Source organism: Bradyrhizobium sp. SZCCHNRI3052, assembly GCF_032484895.1.
Lineage (GTDB): Bacteria > Pseudomonadota > Alphaproteobacteria > Rhizobiales > Xanthobacteraceae > Bradyrhizobium.
Genome location: NZ_JAUETW010000003.1, coordinates 58,309 through 78,108, shown reverse-complemented (window position 1 = coordinate 78,108; position 19,800 = coordinate 58,309). Strand labels below are relative to the sequence as shown.

Sequence of the window (19,800 nt, the reverse complement as noted above, 5' to 3'; positions counted from 1 at the left end):
TCATGCAGGAGAACCTGCATCGGTTCTTTCGGGCGGCGCGCGGCGCCGGCGTGCACGTGTCGCCGGCCGAGAGCATCGACGCGATGCGCGCTGTGGCGAGCGTCGGTCTCGCCGATCGCACGGTGCTGCGCGACAGCCTGCTGCTGACGCTCGCCAAGAGCGAGGACGAGAAGAAGGCGCTCGGCGCCTGCTTCGACCTGTTCTTCGCCCATGTCGATCCGGCGCAGGCCGAGGCGAATGACGAGACGCAGCAGGACGCGGCGTCGAATGAGGCCCAGTCGGCCCCGCCATCCGGAGAGCCGATCGGCGGTGAGGCGGACGCGGAGCTCGGCGCTCTTGCCCAGATGCTGCTGGCGCAGAACACGGCTGACATCTCGGCCGCGATCGCCAACGCGTCCAGCGCCGTCGGGCTGTCGGAGATCCGCTACTTCACCCAGCGCGGCCTGTTCTCCAGCCGCATGCTGGAGACGATGGGGATCCAGCGGCTGCGCGACGATCTCGATAGGCTCACCGAGACCAATCCGGCGTTGGCGGAGCGGCTGCAGGCCGGGCTCGACGGCCTGCGCGACACCGTGCGCGATGCGGTCGCGCAGGCGCTCGCGCTGTACGGCCGCGAGGAGACCGAGAACCTGCGCCACGAGATCCTGCGCAACGCGCAGCTGTCGCGGATCGAGCCGCGCCAGGTCGCGGAGATGCGGGCGCTGATCCGGCAGATCGCGCGCCGCCTGCGCGAGCGCTATGCGAAGCCGCGCAAGCGCCAGCGCCGCGGCCATCTCGACGTCCGCCGCACGCTCCGCCGCAACGCGGCCTGGGGCAGCGTGCCCTTCCTCACCGCGTGGAAGCGCCGGCACCGCGACCGCCCGAAGATCGTCGCGCTGTGCGACGTCTCGGGCTCCGTCGCCCGCGTCTCGGATTTCTTCCTGCTGCTGATCCACAGCCTGCACGACGTCGTCAGCGATGTTCGCTCGTTCGCGTTCTCCGGCCACCTGATCGAGGTCAGCGAGATCCTTGAGCAGAAGCCGGCCGAGGAGGCCATGGCCGAGATCATGCACAAGGTCGGCTTCGGCTCGTCCGACTACGGCTCGTCGCTGGTGGATTTCGAGAAGCAGTTCATGGCCTCGGTGACGCCGCAGACGACCGTGATCGTGCTCGGCGACGCCCGCAGCAACAAGCTCGACCCGCGCGCCGATATCCTCAAAGCCATCTCCGAACGCGCCAAGCGCGTGGTCTGGCTCAATCCAGAGGGCCGCATGACCTGGGGCTGGGGCGATTCAGAGATGCCGCGCTACCAGACCTTCTGCAACGTCGTCCGCCCCTGCGCGACAGCTCAGCAATTGGAACGCGCTGTGAGCGACATCGTCTCGGCGTATCAGTAGCACTCCGATCTCCCCACGCGTCATTGCGAGCGCAGCGACGTGTCCGCCGAAGCCCTCTCGGGCGAAGGCGGAAGCAATCCAGGGCCGAGTGCGCGACTCTGGATTGCTTCGTCGCTGCGCTCCTCGCAATGACGCCATAAGTTCGTAGGGTGGACAAAGCCGTCGCGCGGAGTAAGCCGCACGATCGCGTGCCCACCGGCGGACCATCCGCGAACAACGGCGGGCACGGCGCGATCAGACAGTGCCAGAAAACAATCGCGCCTTTGCCCACCCTACGCACCGGGAGCGGAGCTACCGTCCCCCCGCGGCACGCTTCAGCAACGCCGCACGCTGCTGATCTGTAAAAGTCACACCCGACTTCTTCTCGACCACCCGCACGGCCCATGACCGCATCGGATCGTCATCCACCCGCGCCGGCTCGCGCAGGATGGCGACGCCGATCTCCAGCATCTTGGCGTCGGCCTGATGCTCGATGCCGCCGCCCCCGGCCGTCGCCAATGCCAGCGCGCCGGCCGCAGCGCCGATGCCGGCGGCCAGCGCCGTCGTCACGAAGAGTTTCCAGTCCAAGTCCGCCCCCTGCTCTCACCCGCCACTGCGCCGTCACGTTCGAACAGGTTGATGTCTGCGACATGGCGATCCCAAGTCGTTCATTCGGCGGCAGGATCATCAGACGACCACAATTGTTCCACTAACGAAGCGACATGCCTGCGAACCGTGATGTCCTGTGTGACTGCCCGTCGCGTTACCATGTCGCAGCGCGCTGGCCTTGTGCCGTCGGGCAAATCACGACGATGCTTGCGCCCAACCTGCCCAGGCGAAGAGGGGCGTACGCGTCGTCACGATACGTGGGGCAGGCCGCGATGGACGCCGTTGCATCATGCGCTTGTTGCGCGGACGAGTGATGTCGTGGCGTACGGTGAAGTCGTGATGTCCTGATACCCCGACGCTGGTATCACGTTCGCGACGATGCTCAGTGCATCGCGCGGATCATGGTGGCCAACAAGCCCGGCGCACCAGGGAGACCACGTATAAGCCGTCAAACATCGCGCAGGGAAGGCCGGCATGTTCGGCCCACCTGTGGTTCCTGCCCCGTGCATTTTCTGTCGCACGGGGGCCGCGGGTGTGGTGGACACCCGGCCTTCCCTGCGCCCTCGATTTTCGCCGGGGGTGATCGACCAGCAAAGCTCGGGCCGACCAGCCGCGAGAACGCGATGTCACGTTCCAAATTCGACCGGTCAAAGACCAGCCCCTGCCGGCAGCACGCGCCCTCAGCGCGGCACCACCGCAGTCGCCTCGATCTCCACCCGCGCGGCCTTCTCGACCAGCCTGACGACCTGCACCAGGGCCATCGCGGGATAATGACTGCCAAAGATCTCGCGATAGATCTTCCCAAGCTCCCTCAAATTGCCGAGATACTCATCCATGTCGACGACGTACCAGGTCAGCCGCACCAGGTGCTCCGGACGCGCATTGCCTTCAGCCAGGATCGCGGCGATGTTTTCCAGCGCCTGCCGGACCTGCGTCACAAAGCCATCGGCGAGCGTCTCGCTCGCGTCCCAGCCGATCACGCCGCCGGTGACGACGATGCGCCCCTCGGCGCTGATGCCGTTGGCGTAGCCCTTTGGCATCGGCCAGCCGCTCGGCTGCAGCACGCGCATGCCCTCGGCCTCATCCTGCTTCACCACGGCCAGCGTGGGCGCCTTGGTCGTGCTCACGAACGTCTCTCCTTGTCTCTCCTACGAGGCCGCGCCGGGCGACCGCGCGGCAGCCTGCGCGATCTGCCGCAGGGCGAACCGCTTCAGCTTGCCGGTCTCGGTCTTGGGCAGTTGCGTCACGAACTCGATCGCGCGCGGATATTTGTACGGCGCGATCTCGCGCTTGACATGCTCCTGCAGCTCGGCCACCAGCGCCGGCGTGCCTTCCGCCCCCGGCGCCAGCACGACATACGCCTTCACGACCATTCCGCGCGCGTCGTCGGGAGCGCCGACGACGCCGCATTCGGCGACCGCCGCATGCGTCAACAGCGCCGCCTCGACGTCGGTGCCGGCGATGTTGTAGCCCGACGAGACGATCATGTCGTCAGAGCGCGACTGATACCAGAAATAGCCGTCCTCATCCATCACATAGGTGTCGCCGGTGACATTCCAGCCGTTCTGGACGTATTTGCGCTGACGCTCGTCGGCGAGATAGCGGCAGCCGGTGGGACCCCGCACCGCGAGCCGCCCCATCGTGCCCGGCGGCACGTCGCGGCCCTCGTCGTCGACGATCTTGGCCTCGTAGCCCGGCACCGGCTTGCCGGTGGCGCCGGGACGGATCTCGTCCTCGACGGCACTGATGAAGATATGCAGCATCTCGGTCGAGCCGATGCCGTCCATCAGCTTCAGCCCGGTCGCCTTCAGCCAGGCGTCGAAGGTCGGCTTCGGCAGGGTCTCACCGGCGGAGACGCATTTGCGCAGCGAGGAGATGTCGCGCCCCTCGAGCTTGCTCAGCATCGCCCGATAGGCGGTCGGCGCCGTGAAGCAGATGGTGGCCTTGTAGCGCTCGATGGCCGCGAGCAGATCGTCCGGCGAGGTCTTTTCCAGCACGACGTAGGATGCCCCGATGTGCATCGGAAACAGCACGCCGCCGAAACCGAAGGTAAAGGCGAGCGGTGCGGTGCCGATGAAGCGGTCGCTCTGGCTGGCGCGCAGCACGTTGCGGGCGTAGCCGTCGCACACCGCGAGCATGTCGCGGTGGAAATGCATGGTGCCCTTGGGATCGCCGGTCGTGCCGGAGGTGAATGCGATCAGGCAGAGATCGTCGGAGGCGGTATCGACCGCGGTGAACTCCGGGCTGGCATCGGCGATCAGCGCCTCCAGCGCGTTGGGCTGGCCGTTGCCCCAATAGACCACCTGCTTCAGCGCCGGCGCGATCGGGCGGGTCTTTTCCATCTCGTCGGCCAGCTTGCCGTCGCACAAGGCCAGCGCGATCTGCGCCTTCTGGATCGGATAGGACAGCTCCTTGGCGCGCAGCAGCGGCATGGTGGCGACCACGATGCCGCCGGCCTTGATGACGGCCAGATAGGTGGCAACCATCATCGGATTGTTTGCGGAGCGGAGCAGCACGCGGCCGCCGGGCACGAGACCGAGCTTGCCGACCAGGACGTTGGCGATCCTGTTCACCAGTGCCTGCAGCTCGCGATACGTGTAGCTGATGTCAGCGCTGATGATGCATGGCGCATCGCCCCGCCCCTCCTTGACCCAGCGATCGACGAAATGCGTCACGCAGTTCAGCCGCGGCGGATACTGGAATTCGGGCCGGCTGAAGACGAAGTCTGGCCACAGCTCACGCGGCGGCAGATTGTCCTGGGCGAAGGTGTCGACGTGGGCGCTATGCGCATGCGCGCTGGCGCTCTCCGGCTGCTGAACCTTGGCGGCAGTGGCCATCACACGCTCCTGTCTGAAGGGAAGGACGCCCGGCACGTTTCAGTCCTAAACATTTTAGACTTAAAACATCTAGGCGCAAGAGCCGAAGATTGTGCACTGCCCGCAAATTGTTTGAGCGCCTGCCGCGCGTGGCAGCGTGGCCTGCGACGTCCTGTCAGGCCCGCTTCAATCCTGCCGGCGCTGCACGGCCTTCTGCGCCGATCCCTTGGTCTTGGCGAGCAGCCGCATCAACTCGCGCACGTCCTTCTCCGTGAGATCGCCGAAGATGTCCGCGATCCAGGTCTCGTGCTCGGCCGCCATCTTGCGGAATTCGGCGCGGCCGAGCTTGGTCAGCCGGATCACCTGGACGCGGCGGTCGGTGTCGGAGGTGCGGCGATCCAGATGGCCGGATTCGACGAGGCGCTCGACCAGTCCGGTGACGTTGCCGTTCGAGACCATCATGCGCTTGGAGACGTCGGACAGGGTCATGCCATCAGGCGCCTTGTCGAGCTGCGCCATCAGGTCGAAACGCGGCAGGGTCACGTCGAAACGCTCGCGCAGCCGGCTGCGGATCTCGCCTTCGATCAGGGTCGTGCAGGTGAGCAGGCGCAGCCACAGCCGCAGCTCCTCGGCATGGTCCTCGGGCAGCTCGACGGCCTTGGTCTCGGAATCAAGCGTCATGACGGAATCACTTGGGCACGTTCAGCCTCGTCTGGCGAGGCTCGTGAGTTTGACCTTCAGGACCTCCTGGGAGCAAGGAAAAATGTACCGTCATTTTGCGCAGGACGATGAGGAGGCAATTCCTTTAACCTTCAAGCAATTGGCGCGGCGCTTGCATGCGTGCCGAAACTGCCCCTTCCGCGAGCAGCTCGCTTGCAGCTGAGGGCGTCATCAGACTAGGCTTGTGACCAAGCTGCGGTCTGGCCCATCGTTTGGTCAGGTGCAAAAAACATAAACCTGAATTTCCGCATCCCGGGGGAGTTGTCATGAAAATGAGTTCGAAGCTGGCCGGTCTCGGCGTCGGTCTTGGCATTGCCGCGAGCCTGCTCGCCCAGCCGGCGCTGGCCGACGACAAAATCAAGATCGGCGTCATCGTCACCCTCTCCGGCCCCGCCGCCGCGCTCGGCGGCCAGGTCCGCGACGGCTTCAACCTTGCCATCAAGGACCTCGGCGGCAAGATGGGCGGCAAGGACGTCGAGGTGGTGGTCGCCGACGACGAGCTGAAGCCGGATGCCGCGATCACCAAGGTCAAGGGCCTGCTCGAGCGTGACAAGGTCGACTTCGTCGTCGGTCCGATCTTCTCCAACATGCTGCAGGCCATCCACCGGCCGGTCACCGAGAACAAGACCTTCCTGATCAGCCCGAATGCCGGTCCGTCCAGCTACGCCGGCAAGGAATGCAGCCCCTACTTCTACGTGACCTCGTACCAGAACGACCAAGTGCATGCCGTTCTCGGCAAGGTCGCGCAGGACCGCGGCTACAAGAAGATGTATCTGCTGGTTCCGAACTATCAGGCCGGGCGCGATTCCGTCGCCGGCTTCAAGCTCGACTACAAGGGCGAGATCGTCGAAGAGTCCTACGTTCCGCTCAACACGCTCGACTTCCAGCCCGAGCTGTCCAAGATCTCCTCGCAGAAGCCGGACGCCGTGTTCACCTTCATGCCGGGTGGCATGGGCGTGAACCTCGTCAAGCAGTTCAAGCAGGCCGGCCTTGCCGACACCATTCCGGTGCTCTCGGCCTTCACGGTCGACGAATCCACGCTCCCTGCGCAGCAGGATGCCGCGGTCGGAATGTTCGGCGGCGCCAACTGGGCGCCCAATTTCGACAATCCGCAGAGCAAGAAGTTCGTCGCCGGCTACGAGGCCGCCTACAACAGCGTGCCCGGCACCTACGCGATGCAGGCCTATGACGCCGCGCTGCTGATCGACAGCGCCGTGAAGGCAGTCGGCGGCAACCTCAGCAACAAGGATGCAGTAGCCGCGGCGCTGAAGAAGGCCGATTTTGCCTCGCTGCGCGGTAACTTCAAGTTCAACACCAACGGCTATCCGATCCAGGACTTCTATCTGACCAAGGTCGCCAAGCGGCCGGATGGCAAGTTCCAGACCGAGATCGTACAGAAGGTGTTCGAAAACTACGCCGACCGCTACGCCAAGGATTGCGCGGCCAAGTAACAGCAGGGAGCGAAAACGACATGAACCATCCGGAAATCGCCGGCATCACCCGGGCCAATGAGGGCATCCAGGGCATCTCCTGGAACATTCTCGGCCAGGTCTATGTGCCGAAGAACCGCACCGAGCACAGCTTCTCCTGGCACGCGACGTTCCCGGTCGGCACCTTCGTGCCGCCGCACATCCACCCCGACCAGGACGAGTATCTCTACATCCTCGAAGGACGGCTCGACTTCTTCCTGGATGGCGCCGAGGAATACGCCACCGCCGGCGACACGGTGCGGCTGCCGATGGGCAAGCCGCACGGCATCTTCAACAAGTCGCAGCAGACGGCAAAGACGCTGTTCTGGGTGTCGCCGACGCGGCGGCTCTACGAGCTGTTCTGGGCGATCCACAACATGCGCGAGCAGAACCCGGACGACGTGGTGAAGCTCGCCGCCGAGCACAACATCCACTTCCTGCCCCCGCCTCCGGGGGCGTGAGTCTGATCTGGCGCTTGTTTCGAACTGTTGCGCAGAACGTAGCGCGCTCCCTCTCCCCGTCCTCACGGGGAGAGGGATGGGGCGAGGGGCAGCCGTTCGGGCAGTCTCAGATCGTTGCTACGACGCCTGCCGCGTCACCATCCGCGCGGCAAAGCCGGCCCGGCTCGCATAACCGCGCACGATACCCTCTCGGGCTTCGTAGTTGAGGATGGTGTTGATGTCCGTGAAGCCTTGCGGCGCGAGCTGCTCGACGGCATCGATGACGCCCTCGGGGCCGCCGCGGCGGTTCGACGCGACGATCTCGGCGGTCATCGGCAGCCGCTTCTGCTCATAGGCCATCAGCGCCTGGCGCGGATGCTCGGAGCGGGCCAAGACATCGGCGAGCGCGCGGGCATCGAGAATGGCCTGCGAGGCGCCATTGGAGCCGACCGGGTACATCGGATGCGCGGCATCGCCCAACAAGGTGACGCGGCCGCTCGACCAGTACGGCAGCGGATCGCGGTCGCAGCAGGGATATTCCCAGAAATCCGGCGTCGCCCGCACCATCGCGGCGAAGTCGACCTGGGGAATGGAGAAGCCGTTGACATGCGGCATCAGCTCGTCCGTCTTGCCGAGCCGCGACCAGTCCTCACGCCGCGGCGGCGCGGTGTTGGCATCGCCGATGCGCACCAGCACGGCCCAGTTGGTGAGGCGGGTCGCGGGGCTCGAGCCCTCGGCGATCGGATAGATCACCGCCTTGGCGTTCAGGCCGCCGGCGATGATCATCGACCGCCCGGTCAGGAACACCGGCCAGTCGGTGGCGCCGCGCCACAGCATCAGGCCGTTCCAGCACGGCGCGCCCTCATTGGGGAACAGCGTCTGCCGGACCTTGGAATGAATGCCGTCGGCGCCGATCAGGACGTCCCCGCGGACGGTGTGAACATGAGCGCCGGTGCGGTCGAAGAAATAGGCGGTCACACCGCCCTCGTCCTGGGTGAACGAGCCGAGCCGGCAGCCGGTGTGGACCTTCTCAGGCCCGAGCCGCTGCATCACCGCCTGATGGATCACGCTCTGCAGACGGCCGCGGTGAATCGAGAATTGCGGCACGTCGTGGCCGGCGTCGAGCCCGCGGGTCTCGTGCCAGACCTCCTGGCCGCGCCGAGTCAAGTAGAACAGCTCATAGGTCCGGATGGCGACTTCGTCGAGCCGGTCGAGCAGCCCGAGCTGGGCGAGCTCCCGGATCGCGTGCGGCAGGGTGTTGATGCCGACACCGAGCTCGCGGATTGCATCCGCCTGCTCGAACAGCTCACAGTCGATGCCGCGCGCCCGCAGCATCAGGGCCGTGGTCAATCCGCCGATACCGCCGCCAACGATGATCGCCTTCATCGCCTCTACTCCACTCGTACTTCTCGTACCGGGCAGCAGCGTGGCACGGAGCCTTACTCCGCCGCAAGCGGCTTCGCAGCCTCTGCCGTCAGCTCGGCCCGCGTTTTCGGCTTAGCCTTAATCTTCAGCTCCTCGAAATCCTGCCGGTCGCGGACGCTGTTGCGGAAGATTTGCTCCTTGCCCGGCAGATATTGCGGCGGACAGAACATGTCGGCGCCGTACCAGGCCGCGGCCTTCATCGTGAAGGCGGGGTCGACCAGATGCGGACGGCCGAGCGCGACGAGATCGGCGCGGCCGGCGGCCAGGATGGTGTTGACCTGGTCGGCCGAGGTGATGTTACCGACGCACATGGTCGCGACATCAGCCTCATTGCGGACCTGATCGGAGAACGGCGTCTGGAACATGCGGCCGTAGATCGGCTTGGCCTCGCAAACGGTCTGGCCGGTCGAGACATCGACGAGATCGACGCCGGCCTCGCCGAACGCGCGGGCGATCAGCACCGCGTCGTCACCAGTGACGCCGCCGTCGGCCCAGTCGGTGGCGGAGATGCGCACCGACATCGGCTTGTGCGCCGGCCACGCCGCGCGCATGGCGGCGAAGACCTCCAACGGAAAGCGTAACCGGTTCTCCAGCGACCCGCCGTATTCGTCCGTCCGCTTGTTGGTCAGCGGCGAGATGAAGCTGGCGAGCAAATAGCCGTGGGCGCAGTGCAGTTCGAGCATGTCGAATCCGCAAGCGTGGCCGCGTTCGGCGGCCGCAACGAAGTCGGCCTTGATCGCATCCATTGCCGCGCGGTCGAGTTCGCGCGGCACCCGGCTGTCCGGGAAGTACGGCAGCGGCGACGCCGACACGATGTCCCAGCCGCCCTGCTCCAGCGGACGGTCCATGCCGTCCCACATCAACTTGGTCGCGCCCTTGCGGCCGGCGTGGCCGAGCTGCAGCGCGAACTTCGCCCGCGAGTTCGCATGAACGAAACCGACGATGCGCTTCCACGCCGCTTGCTGCGCATCGTTCCAAAGGCCGGCGCAGCCAGGCGTGATACGCGCATCGCGGCTGACGCAGGTCATCTCGGTGAACAGCAGGCCAGCGCCGCCGATCGCCCGCGAGCCATAATGCACGAGGTGGAAATCGCCGGGCACGCCCTCCTCGGCCGAGTACATGCACATCGGCGACAGCACGGCGCGGTTGGCGAGCGTCATCTCGCGCAGCTTGAGCGGCTGGAACATCGGCGCGACCGGCTTGTCGACATCGACGTCAAACCCCTTGGATCGCACCTGGCGCGCGAAGGCCTTGTCGACCTCGGCCACGAAGTCCGGCGCGCGCAGAGTGAGATTGTCGTAGGTGATCGCTTTCGAGCGCGTCATCACGCCGAACGCGAACTGAACCGGATCGAAATCCCAGAAGCGGTCGACGTGCTCGAACCAGACCAGCGACACGTCGGCGGCGTGCTGGGTCTTCTCGACCTCCTCGCGCCGGCCATGCTCGTAAAGATCGAGCGCCGCCGGAATGTTGGGCGCGCGCTGCATGGCGTCAGCCAGCGCGATCGCGTCCTCCATCGCAAGCTTGGTGCCCGAGCCGATCGAGAAATGCGCAGTCGACTTGGCGTCGCCGAGCAGCACCATGTTGTCCTTGACCCAGCGCTTGTTGCGGATCATCGGGAAATTGCGCCACATCGAGCGGTTGATCAGCAGCGGATGGTCGCCGAGGAACCAGCCGAAGATCTCCTTCATGCGGTCGGCGGATTGCCGCTCATCGAGCCCGGTCAGGCCGGCCCGCTCGAAGGTCTCTGGATCGGTCTCGAAGATCCAGGTCGAGTGCCCCGCCTCGTATTGGTAGGCGTGCGCGATGAACGGACCCCACTCGGTCTCCTGGAAGATGAAGGTGAAGGCATCGAGCGGCTTGGTCGAGCCCATCCACGCGAACTTGTTGGCGCGCAGATCCACCTCCGGCTGGAAGTGATCGACGTACTTCTGACGGAAACGACTGTTGATGCCGTCAGACAGGATCAGGAGATCCGCATCAGCGAATTGCGACTCGTCCTCGAGGTCGACCTCGAACTGCAGGGTCACACCCAGCTCGCGCGCTCGCTCCTGCAGGATTCGCAGCAGCGTGCGGCGCGAGCAGCCGCAGAAACCATTGCCGCCGACCCGGTGGACCGTGCCGCGGAAATGCACGGCAATATCATCCCAGTAGGCGAACTCCTGGGTGATCCGCTGGTAGCTCGGCAGATCGTGCTTCTCGAAATTGTCGAGCGTGGCGTCGGAGAACACCACGCCGAAGCCGAACGTATCGTCGGCGCGGTTGCGCTCGTAGACCGCGATGTCGGCGCTGGGCCGCTGCTTCTTGAGCAATATCGCCGCATAGAGACCGGCAGGTCCGCCGCCGATGATCGCGATCTTCATGAGCGCCTCCACTGGAGAGCCGAGCCAATGAAAATTATTTTAGACCTAAAATATCTCCTGGCAAGTCCCTTCGGTTCCCGCAGCAGCTCAATTCCCCTGGAAGACCGGTTTGGACTTGGCGGCGAAGGCTTCGAAAGCGCGATTGAAATCCTCTGTTGTCATGCACAAGGCCTGGGCAACTGCCTCCGCCTCGATCGCCTCCTCCACCGACATCGCCCATTCCATGGCCAGCATGCGCTTGGTCATGGTGTTGGCGAAGGTTGGACCGTTCGCGATCTCGGTCGCCAGCGTCACCGCCTGGGTCAGCACTTCGGCCGGCGCAACGATACGGCTGAAGAAGCCCCAGCGCTCGCCTTCGTCCGCGCTCATGAAGCGGCCGGTGTAGAGCAGCTCGGAGGCGCGCGACTGGCCGATGATGCGCGGCAGGATCGCACAGGCGCCCATGTCGCAGCCGGCAAGGCCGACCTTGTTGAACAGGAAGGCGACCTTGGCACCGGTCGTGGCGAGCCGGATATCCGAGGCCATCGCGACGATCGCGCCCGCGCCGGCGCAGATGCCCTCCACGGCAGCCACGACCGGCTGAGGACAGGCGCGCATCGCCTTGACCAGATCGCCGGTCATGCGGGTGAACGCGGTCAGGCCCTTAGTGTCCATCTTCACCAGCGGACCGATGATCTCGAAAACGTCGCCGCCGGACGAGAAATTGCCGCCTGCACCGGCCACGACGATCGCCTTGACGTCATCGTCGAACGCGCAGGCCCGGAAGAAGTCGGTCAGCTCGCGATAACTCTCGAAGGTCAGCGGGTTCTTGCGCTCGGGCCGGTTCAACGTCACGGTCGCGACGCGATCCTTGACCGCAAGCAGGAAATGGCTGGGCTTGTAGTCCGCCAGCGGCACGGTGACGGGATTGGCCGGTCTCGACATGTAAGCTCCCTCTGTTCAACTGTCTTCGTTAGGCCAGGGCGCTGCGGCTCACACTTCGCCGCCGGCAACCGCGATCGCCTGCCCTGTGATCGCACCGGCACCGCTGCCGCACAGCCACAGCACGGTGTCGGCAACCTCCTGCGGCGTGATGAGACGCCCCTGCGGATTGTGCTTGGCAAGTTCGGCGATCGCTTGCTCCCGGCTGCGGCCGGTCTTTTTCATGATGTTGTCGACGCTTTCCGCGACAAGATCGGTATCGGTAAAGCCGGGACACACGGCATTGACCGTGACGCGCGTCGCGGCCAGCTCCAGCGCCAGCGATCGCGTGAGGCCGACGACCGCATGCTTGGCCGCGGTGTACGCGCTGACATAGGGATAGCCCTTGAGACCCGCGGTCGACGCCACGGCGACAATCCTGCCATAGGGCCTGCCCTTCATCGCCGGCAGCACCGCCTGCACGGCGTGGACGACGCCCATGAAGTTGATGTCCATCATGCGGTGGAACAGCGCGGTGTCGGATTTCAGGAACGGCGCCGATTCTGCGCTTCCCGCATTGGCAATCAGGATGTCGATCGGCCGACGCGCGGCGGCGCTTGCGGCTGCGGCATTGAGCGCCGCCGGATCGGCAACATCGGCGATTGCGGCGTGATCCGCGCATCCGGCCGCGACCGCCTCATCGAGCGTTGCGCCGTTGCGACCGACGATCGTCACGGTTGCGCCCGCAAGCTTCAAGGCGCGCGCGATTTCGCGGCCGATGCCGCGCCCGCCCCCCGTCACCATCGCATGCGCGGCTTGCGGAAGTCCGGACATGCGTGCGCCTCCTCTGATTTCGTTGGCAGGTCTCGACGGGGAAGTTATTTTAAACTTCAAATTTTTGCAACAACACGCCGGAAGCGGCTTGACACCTCGGTTACCGCGACTAGCGTTCAAGGGCCCGGAGCGAGCAACGTAGCGGCCTCGGGCATATCTCGGAGGTCTGCGTGCCTGCGTCGCAAATCTTTACCACGAAGGACGGCCGCTTCGGCTACGAGGCATCGGGGACGCCCGAGCAACAGAGCGTTGTGTTCCTGCACGGCATCGGTGGTGCCGCGCGCGCATGGCGTGGTCAGCTCGATTATTTCGGCGAGCGCTGCCATGCGGTGGCCTGGGACATGCCGGGCTATGGCCGATCCGCACGGCTCGACATGGTCAGCATCACCACGCTCGCCGCTGCGCTTCAAGATTTCCTGATCCAGATCGGCGCCAAGCAGCCGATCCTCGTTGGTCATTCCATCGGCGGAATGATCGTACAGGAATGGCTGACGACGCATCCGCAGGCCGCGGCAGCCGTGGTGTTGGCTCAGACCAGCCCGGCCTTCGGCAAGGCCGACGGCGACTGGCAGAAATCGTTCATCGAGGCGCGCCTCGGCCCGCTCGATCGGGGCGCGACGATGGCGTCGCTGGCGCCGGACCTGGTCAAGGAGTTGGTCGGCGACGATCCCGATCCGCGCGGCCTTGAAATTGCAACCTCCTGCATGGCCGGCGTACCCGAGGCAAGCTATCGCGCCAGCATGCTGGCCCTGCTCGGTTTCGACCGGCGACAAGCCTTGAAGGACATCAAGGTGCCGGCGCTGGTGCTCTCGGGCTCGAAGGATCGCAACGCGCCGGCGCCGATGATGGAGAAGATGGCGAGCTTCATTCCTTCGTCCGACTACGTCGAACTTCAGGGCGCCGGTCATCTCGTCAATCTCGAACGGCCCGGCGATTTCAACGCCGCACTCGATACGTTCCTGACGGCACGTGCAACACCAGCGACAGCGGAGAGATGATGACGATCCCGGTCCAGAAGACGGCGACAGCCTCCGGCGAAGCCCTCGATGCTCCGATGTTCGATCCGGCGGCATATCGGCTCACGGCCGAGCAGGCCGACATCATCGCACGGGCCCGGGAACTCGGGCAGAGCGTGCTGGCGGGCCGCGCCGCGACCTGGGATCGCGAGGCGAGCTTTCCGACTGAGAACTACAAGGACCTGCATCGCGCGGGCCTGCTCGGCATCTCCGTTCCCAAGGCTCTCGGCGGCCTCGGTGCGGGCTACCAGACCTATGCACTCACCGCCGCCGAGATCGGCCGCTATTGCGGCGCCACCGCGCTGACCTGGAACATGCACGTCTGCTCGACCCTGTGGTCCGGACCGCTCGCCGACGATCTCGACATGGACGAGGACGTCCGCGCCGAGCACGAGCGGCGGCGCGCGATCCACTACAAGCGCATCGTCGACGACGGCGCGATCTATTCGCAGCCGTTCTCGGAGGGCGGCGCGGCGGCAGCGGGCGGCGTCGCGTTCGGCACCGAGGCCAAGCCGGTCAAGGGCGGCTGGCTGATCAACGGCAAGAAGATCTTCGCCTCGCTTGCCGGACACGCAGATTATTATGGAGTGCTATGCACCGAAGTCAGCGAGGGTGAGAAGGCGTCCCGCCGCAACACGCTCTATCTCGCTGTGCCGGCGAAAACGGAGGGCGTCTCTGTCGTCGGTGACTGGGATCCGCTGGGCATGCGCGGCACGGTGTCACGCACACTGCTGTTCAAGGATGTCTTCGTTGCGGAGGACGCCGCCTTGATGCCGCGCGGCGTCTACTTCCAGGCAGCGATGCGCTGGCCGCACATGTTCATGACGCTGTCGCCGACCTATATGGGGCTGGCGCAGGCCGCGTATGACTTCACCGTCAAATATCTGCGCGGCGAGGTGCCGGGCATGCCGCCGGTCAAGCGGCGGATGTACCCGACCAAGCAGATCGCGGTCGCGCAGATGCAGATCAAGCTGGAACAAGTCAAAGGCATCTGGTTCCAGGCCGTCACCGAGGCACGCGCCAATCCGACGAAGGAGCAGGTGCTGCGCGCCTATGCGGCGCAGTACTCGGTGATGGAGGGGGCCAATGATCTGGCGGCGCTCGCCATTCGCACCTGCGGCGGACAATCGATGCTGAAGACGCTGCCGCTGGAGCGCATCTATCGCGATAGCCGTTGCGGCTCCCTGATGTTGCCCTGGACCGCGGAATTGTGCCTCGACCGCATCGGCCGCGAGGCACTGTACGAGCCCGGCGAGACGGACGACTGAGCGTGGACCTCTGCAGCCTGATCGAGCGCAATGTGGCGTTCACGCCGGACAAGCCGGCGATCCATTTCGAAGGCGTAACGCAGAGTTATGCCGATTTCAGCGAGCGCATCGCGCTGATGGCCCGCGCGCTCAAGTCGGAGTTCAGCGTCGGACGTGGCGACCGCGTCGCGATTCTGAGCCTCAACCGGCCGGACTATCTGGTCCTGCTCTATGCCTGTGCGCGGCTCGGCGCGATCCTGGTGCCGTTGAACTGGCGGCTTGCAGTGCCCGAGCAGGTCTTCATTCTCTCGGATGCTGCCGCCAAGGTGCTGGTGCTGGAGCAGGCGTTCGCGCCGGTGCTGCCGGCGCTGGCCGAGAGCCACCCGGAGACAGCGCCGGTCGGCATCGACTTTGCCCCGGCCGACGGACTGACGCTCGATGAACTGCTGGCGCGCGGTCATGGCGACGACCGCAACCCGCACATCGATCTCTCCTGCCCGCTGCTGATCGTATACACCTCGGGCACCACGGGCCGGCCGAAGGGCGCGGTGCTGCGGCAGGAGGCGCTGCTGTGGAACGGGGTGATGAGCCAGCACATGCATGGCCTGACCTCCGATGATCACGTACTGACGGTGCTGCCGCTGTTCCATGTCGGCGGCCTCAACATCCAGACCACGCCGGCCCTGCATCACGGCGCCACCGTCACGCTGCACGCCCGCTTCACGCCGGATTCGACGCTGGCAGCGATCGTCAACGACCGGCCGACATTGACCGTGCTGGTGCCGGCAACCATCCAGGCCGTCACCGAGCATCCGGATTGGAACGCGACGGACCTGTCCTCGCTGAGAGCTGTTGCGACCGGATCGAGCATCGTGCCGCCAGCGCTGATCGAGCGTATCACGGCGCGCGGCGTGCCGGTGCTGCAGGTCTATGGCTCGACCGAGACCTGTCCGATCGCGGTCTACACACGGCTCGGCGGCGACCTCTCGCGCGCAGGCTCGACCGGCCTGCCCGGGCTGTGCTGCGAGGCCAAGATCATCGACAAAGACGGCGACGAGCTTCCGGCGGGCAAAGCGGGCGAGATCGCCGTGCGCGGGCCCAATTTGTTCTTCGAATATTGGGGCAACGCCAAAGCCACGCAACAGGCGATCCATGACGGCTGGTACCGCACCGGCGACATCGCCCAGCGCGATGCCGAGGGGTACTTCTTCGTGCTCGAGCGCAAGAACAACATGATCATCTCCGGCGGCGAGAACGTCTATCCGGCCGAGATCGAGCGCGTGCTCCGCGAGCATCCCGACGTCGTCGATTGCGGCGTGGTCGGCCGGCCCGATCCGCGCTGGGACGAGGTGCCCGTCGCCTTCGTGGTCAAGCGCCAGGGCTGTGCGCTCGATGCGGAGACCTTGCGGGCGCATCTGCAGTCGCAGCTCGCGCGCTTCAAGGTGCCGCGCGACATCGTTTTCGTCGACGACCTGCCGCGCACCGCGCTCGGCAAGGTGCAGCACCATCTGCTGCGCCAGATCGATGGCCACAAATAAGCGAGACGGAGACGCGCTCTTGAAAATTGCAGTGCTCGGCGGCGGCAACGGCTCCTTTGCGGCGGCAGGCGATTTCGCGCTGGGAGGTCACGAGGTCCGGCTGTGGCGCCGCGATGCGGACGCTGTCGCGCAGCATCGCGCGGCGGGCTCGACGATCGTCGTCAAGGACGTCAATGGCCGGCATGAGGCGCGGCTCGCGCTGGTCACGACCGACATCGGCGAGGCTATCAGCGGTGCCGAGCTGATCCTCTGCCCGGCACCGGCCTTCGCGCAAGCCGACATCGCCCGCCTGCTGGCGCCGCATCTCGCCGATGGGCAGGTCGTGTTCCTGCCCCCGGCGACCTTCGGCACCATGATCTTCGCGGCGGCGGCGCGCGAGGCCCGCAATGAAGCCAGCGTCAGCTACGCCGAGACCGGCACCCTGCCCTGGCTGACGCGCAAGCACGCCCCGTTCGAGGTCGCGATCACCATCCGCGCCAAGCGGCTCCCGGTCGGCGTGTTTCCTCTCAAGACGGCGGAGCACGCGCTCGCGGTGATCGGCCGCGCCTTCCCCGGCGTGATCGAGCCATGCGGCGATGCGCTGTCGGGTGCGCTGATGAATGCCGGCTGCATCATCCATCCGCCGCTGATCGTGATGAATGCAGGTCCCATCGAGCATTTCGAGCGCTGGGACATTCACAAGGAAGGCACGCAGCCCTCTATCCGCCGCGTCACCGACGCGCTCGATGCGGAGCGGATCGCGGTGCGCGAGGCGCTCGGCTACGGCGCGCCGCATTTTCCGCTGGCGCATCACTACGCCAAGGAGGGCGAGATCTGGATGTATGGCCGCGGCTCGCACGATCGGCTCACCGATTCCGGCGATTGGCGCGAGCAGCTCGTGCTGACGCAGCACCGCTACATGCGCGAGGATCTCAGGCTCGGCCTGTCGTTCCTGATCTCGGCCGCCGAGCTGACCGGCACGCCGACGCCGCTCGCCCGCGCCTTCCTGGCCATCGGCGGTGCGATCTGCGGTGAGGATTTCATGGCAACGGGACGCACGCTGGCGAGCCTCGGCCTGGCTGGTCTCGACCGGACCGCACTGCAGGCGTTGCTGCGCGAGGGATTTGCGGCATGAGTGCGCGCGGTCATATTGCCTGCCTCGGCGCCGGCCGCATGGGCCGCGGCATCGCCGTCGCCTTCGCCTATGCCGGCCATCCCGTGACGATGATCGACATCAAGCCGCGCACGGCGGAAGAGTTCGCCAGCCTGCAGCGCGACGCGCTCGGCGAGGTCGGCGCGACATTCGCGACCTTGGCGCGGCTCGGGATGCTGCAGGCCGCTGACGCCGACAAGCTGATGGACAAGATCGCCGTCGCGCCGGCCGGCTCGAGCGGCGATGTCCTCGCACAGACCACGCTGGTGTTCGAAGGCGTGCCGGAAATCGTCGACCTCAAGCGCGAAGTGCTGGCTGCGGCGTCGCGCGCGGTCGCGCCCGACGTCATCATCGCCTCGACGACATCGACGATTCTGGTCGACGATCTCTCCGGTGCGGTGGAGCGGCCTGAGCGCTTCCTGAATGCGCACTGGCTCAATCCAGCCTATCTGATTCCGCTGGTCGAGATCTCGCCGGGCAAGGCGACCGATCCCGAGGTCACGGCGCGGTTGAAGGCGCTACTGGAAGACATCGGCAAGGTGCCGGTGGTCTGCGCGGCGACGCCGGGCTTCATCGTGCCGCGCATCCAGGCACTCGCGATGAACGAGGCGGCGCGGATGGTCGGCGAAGGCGTCGCCAGCGCCGAGGAGATCGACAAGGCGATCCGCTACGGCTTCGGCTTCCGCTACGCGGTACTCGGCCTGCTCGAATTCATCGACTGGGGCGGCGGTGACATTCTCTACTACGCCAGCCGCTACCTCGAAGGCGCACTGGGCAGCGACCGCTACCGCGCACCCGAGGTGATCGAGCGCAACATGGCCGAGGGCCGCATCGGCCTGCGCACCGGCGCCGGCTTCCTCGATTATTCCGGCATGGACGTTGCGGCCTATCGCGAGCAGCGGCTCGGCGCGCTGGTCGAGATGCTGCGGCATTTCAAGCTCGCCCGGCCGCCGGTGGTGGATTGAGGCGGAGCACGCGGCAGCAACGGAGCCGTGAGGTGGGCAAAGGCGCGCCACGCCGTCGCCGGATCGTGACGATCTCTCGCGCGCCGCGCCCACCAGTCGCGCCGATTGCGTGGATCTACGGTGGGCACGCAACCGCCCTGCGGGTGGCCGCTTTGCCCACCCTACGGCTGCGGTGATCTTCGCCTCTCGCGAATGTTGACCGCAACGACATCAACGAACTCCGACGTCGTCCCGGCGAACGCCGACGGCGGTGGGTGGGGTGGGTTCACGGCTCAAACAGCGGGCCAAATAAACAGCTACGACATAACTGGTCGTTCTCGCGGCGCATCTCGCCCGAGTCATGCATCGAATGGGTCCCTCGCGAATCATGCAGAGGGCGCAGGGAATGCCGGGTGAAGGCCTCACCCATGGCCCGCCTGCGAAAAAAATGCAGGCGGCAGGTACCACAGGCAAAGCCGAACACGCCGGCATTCCCTGCGCGATGGGTCTAACGCTTATACGCAGTCTCCCTGGTGCGCCGGGCTTGTTGGCCACCATCACCGCGCGGCACTCAGGCCGACGCGACTTGATACCAGCATCGGGGTATCAGGACGCTGCGACTTCACGTCCGCGAGCGATCGTTCGTCCGCGCCCTCGTAAGAAGACGCTGCGATCTCTCGCGGCCATCGCATCCCCACCTCGCGTGTCGTGACGATCGCGCGCAACGCCCCTCCGCAGTGAGGCGGGATGCAGAGAGAGAACCATGATTTCCGAAAAATAGCAAGAAGATTATTTTTAACAGAATAGCGGGATAATTCTGTCTCGGCGCTTGTCATTTGGGCCGGCCCGCCCCGTGAGGACGGTGCGCTCCCCTCCCCCTTGCGGGGAGGGGTTGGGGGTGGGGGTCCACGAGTTGTGCTTGGAGTGACGAGCACAAGAGCCCTGCATCGATCAACCGATGGCGTGTTGCGGCCCCACGCGTCTCACAGTGG

General features: G+C 65.8%; 16 protein-coding genes. 8 read left to right on the top strand and 8 right to left on the bottom strand.

The features are described from left to right. Nucleotides 1–2 precede the first annotated feature (2 nt). The gene (locus tag QW887_RS10830) at nt 3–1,376 is read left to right on the top strand and encodes a vWA domain-containing protein (RefSeq protein ID WP_316194524.1); all 1,374 of its coding nucleotides are present in this window, start codon (nt 3–5) and stop codon (nt 1,374–1,376) included. Nucleotides 1,377–1,667: 291 nt separating this feature from the next. Here QW887_RS10830 and QW887_RS10825 read toward each other — a convergent pair whose 3' ends face one another. The 4 genes from QW887_RS10825 to QW887_RS10810 all read right to left on the bottom strand — a co-directional run bounded on the left by QW887_RS10825 (nt 1,668) and on the right by QW887_RS10810 (nt 5,461). Then, a complete protein-coding gene (locus QW887_RS10825) occupies nt 1,668–1,943 on the bottom strand; it encodes a hypothetical protein (protein WP_315715622.1) in 276 nt (91 codons plus the stop codon). Between the two features lie 701 nt (nt 1,944–2,644). Then, entirely contained in the window at nt 2,645–3,091 is a 447-nt protein-coding gene (locus tag QW887_RS10820) for a RidA family protein (protein WP_315715621.1), read from the bottom strand. Between the two features lie 21 nt (nt 3,092–3,112). After that, nucleotides 3,113–4,801, bottom strand: a complete 1,689-nt coding sequence (locus QW887_RS10815) for a benzoate-CoA ligase family protein (protein WP_316194523.1) — start codon at nt 4,799–4,801, stop codon at nt 3,113–3,115. A 165-nt stretch (nt 4,802–4,966) separates the two neighbouring features. Further along, the gene (locus QW887_RS10810; protein ID WP_315751998.1) at nt 4,967–5,461 is read right to left on the bottom strand and encodes a MarR family transcriptional regulator; all 495 of its coding nucleotides are present in this window, start codon (nt 5,459–5,461) and stop codon (nt 4,967–4,969) included. Nucleotides 5,462–5,766: 305 nt separating this feature from the next. Here QW887_RS10810 and QW887_RS10805 point away from each other — a divergent pair, with 305 nt between their 5' ends. Together QW887_RS10805 and QW887_RS10800 are read left to right on the top strand one after the other, a co-directional pair. After that, nucleotides 5,767–6,951: an ABC transporter substrate-binding protein gene (locus QW887_RS10805; protein WP_315715618.1), complete on the top strand. Its 1,185-nt coding sequence runs from the start codon at nt 5,767–5,769 to the stop codon at nt 6,949–6,951. Nucleotides 6,952–6,971: 20 nt separating this feature from the next. Continuing rightward, nucleotides 6,972–7,430 carry a cupin domain-containing protein gene (locus QW887_RS10800; RefSeq protein ID WP_315751999.1) on the top strand — a complete coding sequence of 153 codons (459 nt, stop codon included), beginning with the start codon at nt 6,972–6,974 and terminating at the stop codon, nt 7,428–7,430. 117 nt (nt 7,431–7,547) lie between these two features. Here the strand turns inward: QW887_RS10800 and QW887_RS10795 are convergent, their stop codons facing one another. From QW887_RS10795 to QW887_RS10780, 4 genes are all read right to left on the bottom strand, one after another. Further along, the gene (locus QW887_RS10795; protein ID WP_316194522.1) at nt 7,548–8,795 is read right to left on the bottom strand and encodes a flavin-dependent oxidoreductase; all 1,248 of its coding nucleotides are present in this window, start codon (nt 8,793–8,795) and stop codon (nt 7,548–7,550) included. A 53-nt stretch (nt 8,796–8,848) separates the two neighbouring features. Beyond that, the gene (locus tag QW887_RS10790; RefSeq protein WP_315715615.1) at nt 8,849–11,197 is read right to left on the bottom strand and encodes a bifunctional salicylyl-CoA 5-hydroxylase/oxidoreductase; all 2,349 of its coding nucleotides are present in this window, start codon (nt 11,195–11,197) and stop codon (nt 8,849–8,851) included. Nucleotides 11,198–11,284: 87 nt separating this feature from the next. After that, nucleotides 11,285–12,121: an enoyl-CoA hydratase family protein gene (locus QW887_RS10785; protein WP_315715614.1), complete on the bottom strand. Its 837-nt coding sequence runs from the start codon at nt 12,119–12,121 to the stop codon at nt 11,285–11,287. A gap of 48 nt (nt 12,122–12,169) precedes the next feature. After that, nucleotides 12,170–12,931, bottom strand: coding sequence for an SDR family oxidoreductase (locus QW887_RS10780; protein WP_315715613.1), 762 nt, complete (start codon nt 12,929–12,931; stop codon nt 12,170–12,172). Between the two features lie 170 nt (nt 12,932–13,101). Between QW887_RS10780 and QW887_RS10775 the strand changes: the two genes are divergently transcribed. From QW887_RS10775 to QW887_RS10755, 5 genes are read left to right on the top strand one after another with little or no spacing between them, the layout of a single operon-like run. After that, entirely contained in the window at nt 13,102–13,929 is an 828-nt protein-coding gene (locus QW887_RS10775; RefSeq protein ID WP_316174704.1) for an alpha/beta hydrolase, read from the top strand. Beyond that, nucleotides 13,929–15,215 carry an acyl-CoA dehydrogenase family protein gene (locus QW887_RS10770; protein ID WP_315715611.1) on the top strand — a complete coding sequence of 429 codons (1,287 nt, stop codon included), beginning with the start codon at nt 13,929–13,931 and terminating at the stop codon, nt 15,213–15,215. The genes QW887_RS10775 and QW887_RS10770 overlap by 1 nt, the downstream gene beginning before the upstream one ends. Before the next feature lie 2 nt (nt 15,216–15,217). After that, nucleotides 15,218–16,732: a class I adenylate-forming enzyme family protein gene (locus QW887_RS10765; RefSeq protein ID WP_315715610.1), complete on the top strand. Its 1,515-nt coding sequence runs from the start codon at nt 15,218–15,220 to the stop codon at nt 16,730–16,732. 19 nt (nt 16,733–16,751) lie between these two features. Further along, the gene (locus tag QW887_RS10760; protein ID WP_315715609.1) at nt 16,752–17,846 is read left to right on the top strand and encodes an NAD/NADP-dependent octopine/nopaline dehydrogenase family protein; all 1,095 of its coding nucleotides are present in this window, start codon (nt 16,752–16,754) and stop codon (nt 17,844–17,846) included. Next, the gene (locus tag QW887_RS10755) at nt 17,843–18,829 is read left to right on the top strand and encodes a 3-hydroxybutyryl-CoA dehydrogenase (RefSeq protein WP_315715608.1); all 987 of its coding nucleotides are present in this window, start codon (nt 17,843–17,845) and stop codon (nt 18,827–18,829) included. The genes QW887_RS10760 and QW887_RS10755 overlap by 4 nt, the downstream gene beginning before the upstream one ends. Nucleotides 18,830–19,800: the final 971 nt, after the last annotated feature.

Coding starts and splice junctions, on each gene's coding strand:
- QW887_RS10830 (WP_316194524.1), top strand. CDS start 3: ATGCAGGAGAACCTGCATCGGTTCTTTCGGGCGGCGCGCGGCGCCGGC.
- QW887_RS10815 (WP_316194523.1), bottom strand. CDS start 4,801: ATGGCCACTGCCGCCAAGGTTCAGCAGCCGGAGAGCGCCAGCGCGCAT.
- QW887_RS10810 (WP_315751998.1), bottom strand. CDS start 5,461: ATGACGCTTGATTCCGAGACCAAGGCCGTCGAGCTGCCCGAGGACCAT.
- QW887_RS10805 (WP_315715618.1), top strand. CDS start 5,767: ATGAAAATGAGTTCGAAGCTGGCCGGTCTCGGCGTCGGTCTTGGCATT.
- QW887_RS10800 (WP_315751999.1), top strand. CDS start 6,972: ATGAACCATCCGGAAATCGCCGGCATCACCCGGGCCAATGAGGGCATC.
- QW887_RS10795 (WP_316194522.1), bottom strand. CDS start 8,795: ATGAAGGCGATCATCGTTGGCGGCGGTATCGGCGGATTGACCACGGCC.
- QW887_RS10790 (WP_315715615.1), bottom strand. CDS start 11,197: ATGAAGATCGCGATCATCGGCGGCGGACCTGCCGGTCTCTATGCGGCG.
- QW887_RS10785 (WP_315715614.1), bottom strand. CDS start 12,121: ATGTCGAGACCGGCCAATCCCGTCACCGTGCCGCTGGCGGACTACAAG.
- QW887_RS10780 (WP_315715613.1), bottom strand. CDS start 12,931: ATGTCCGGACTTCCGCAAGCCGCGCATGCGATGGTGACGGGGGGCGGG.
- QW887_RS10770 (WP_315715611.1), top strand. CDS start 13,929: ATGACGATCCCGGTCCAGAAGACGGCGACAGCCTCCGGCGAAGCCCTC.
- QW887_RS10755 (WP_315715608.1), top strand. CDS start 17,843: ATGAGTGCGCGCGGTCATATTGCCTGCCTCGGCGCCGGCCGCATGGGC.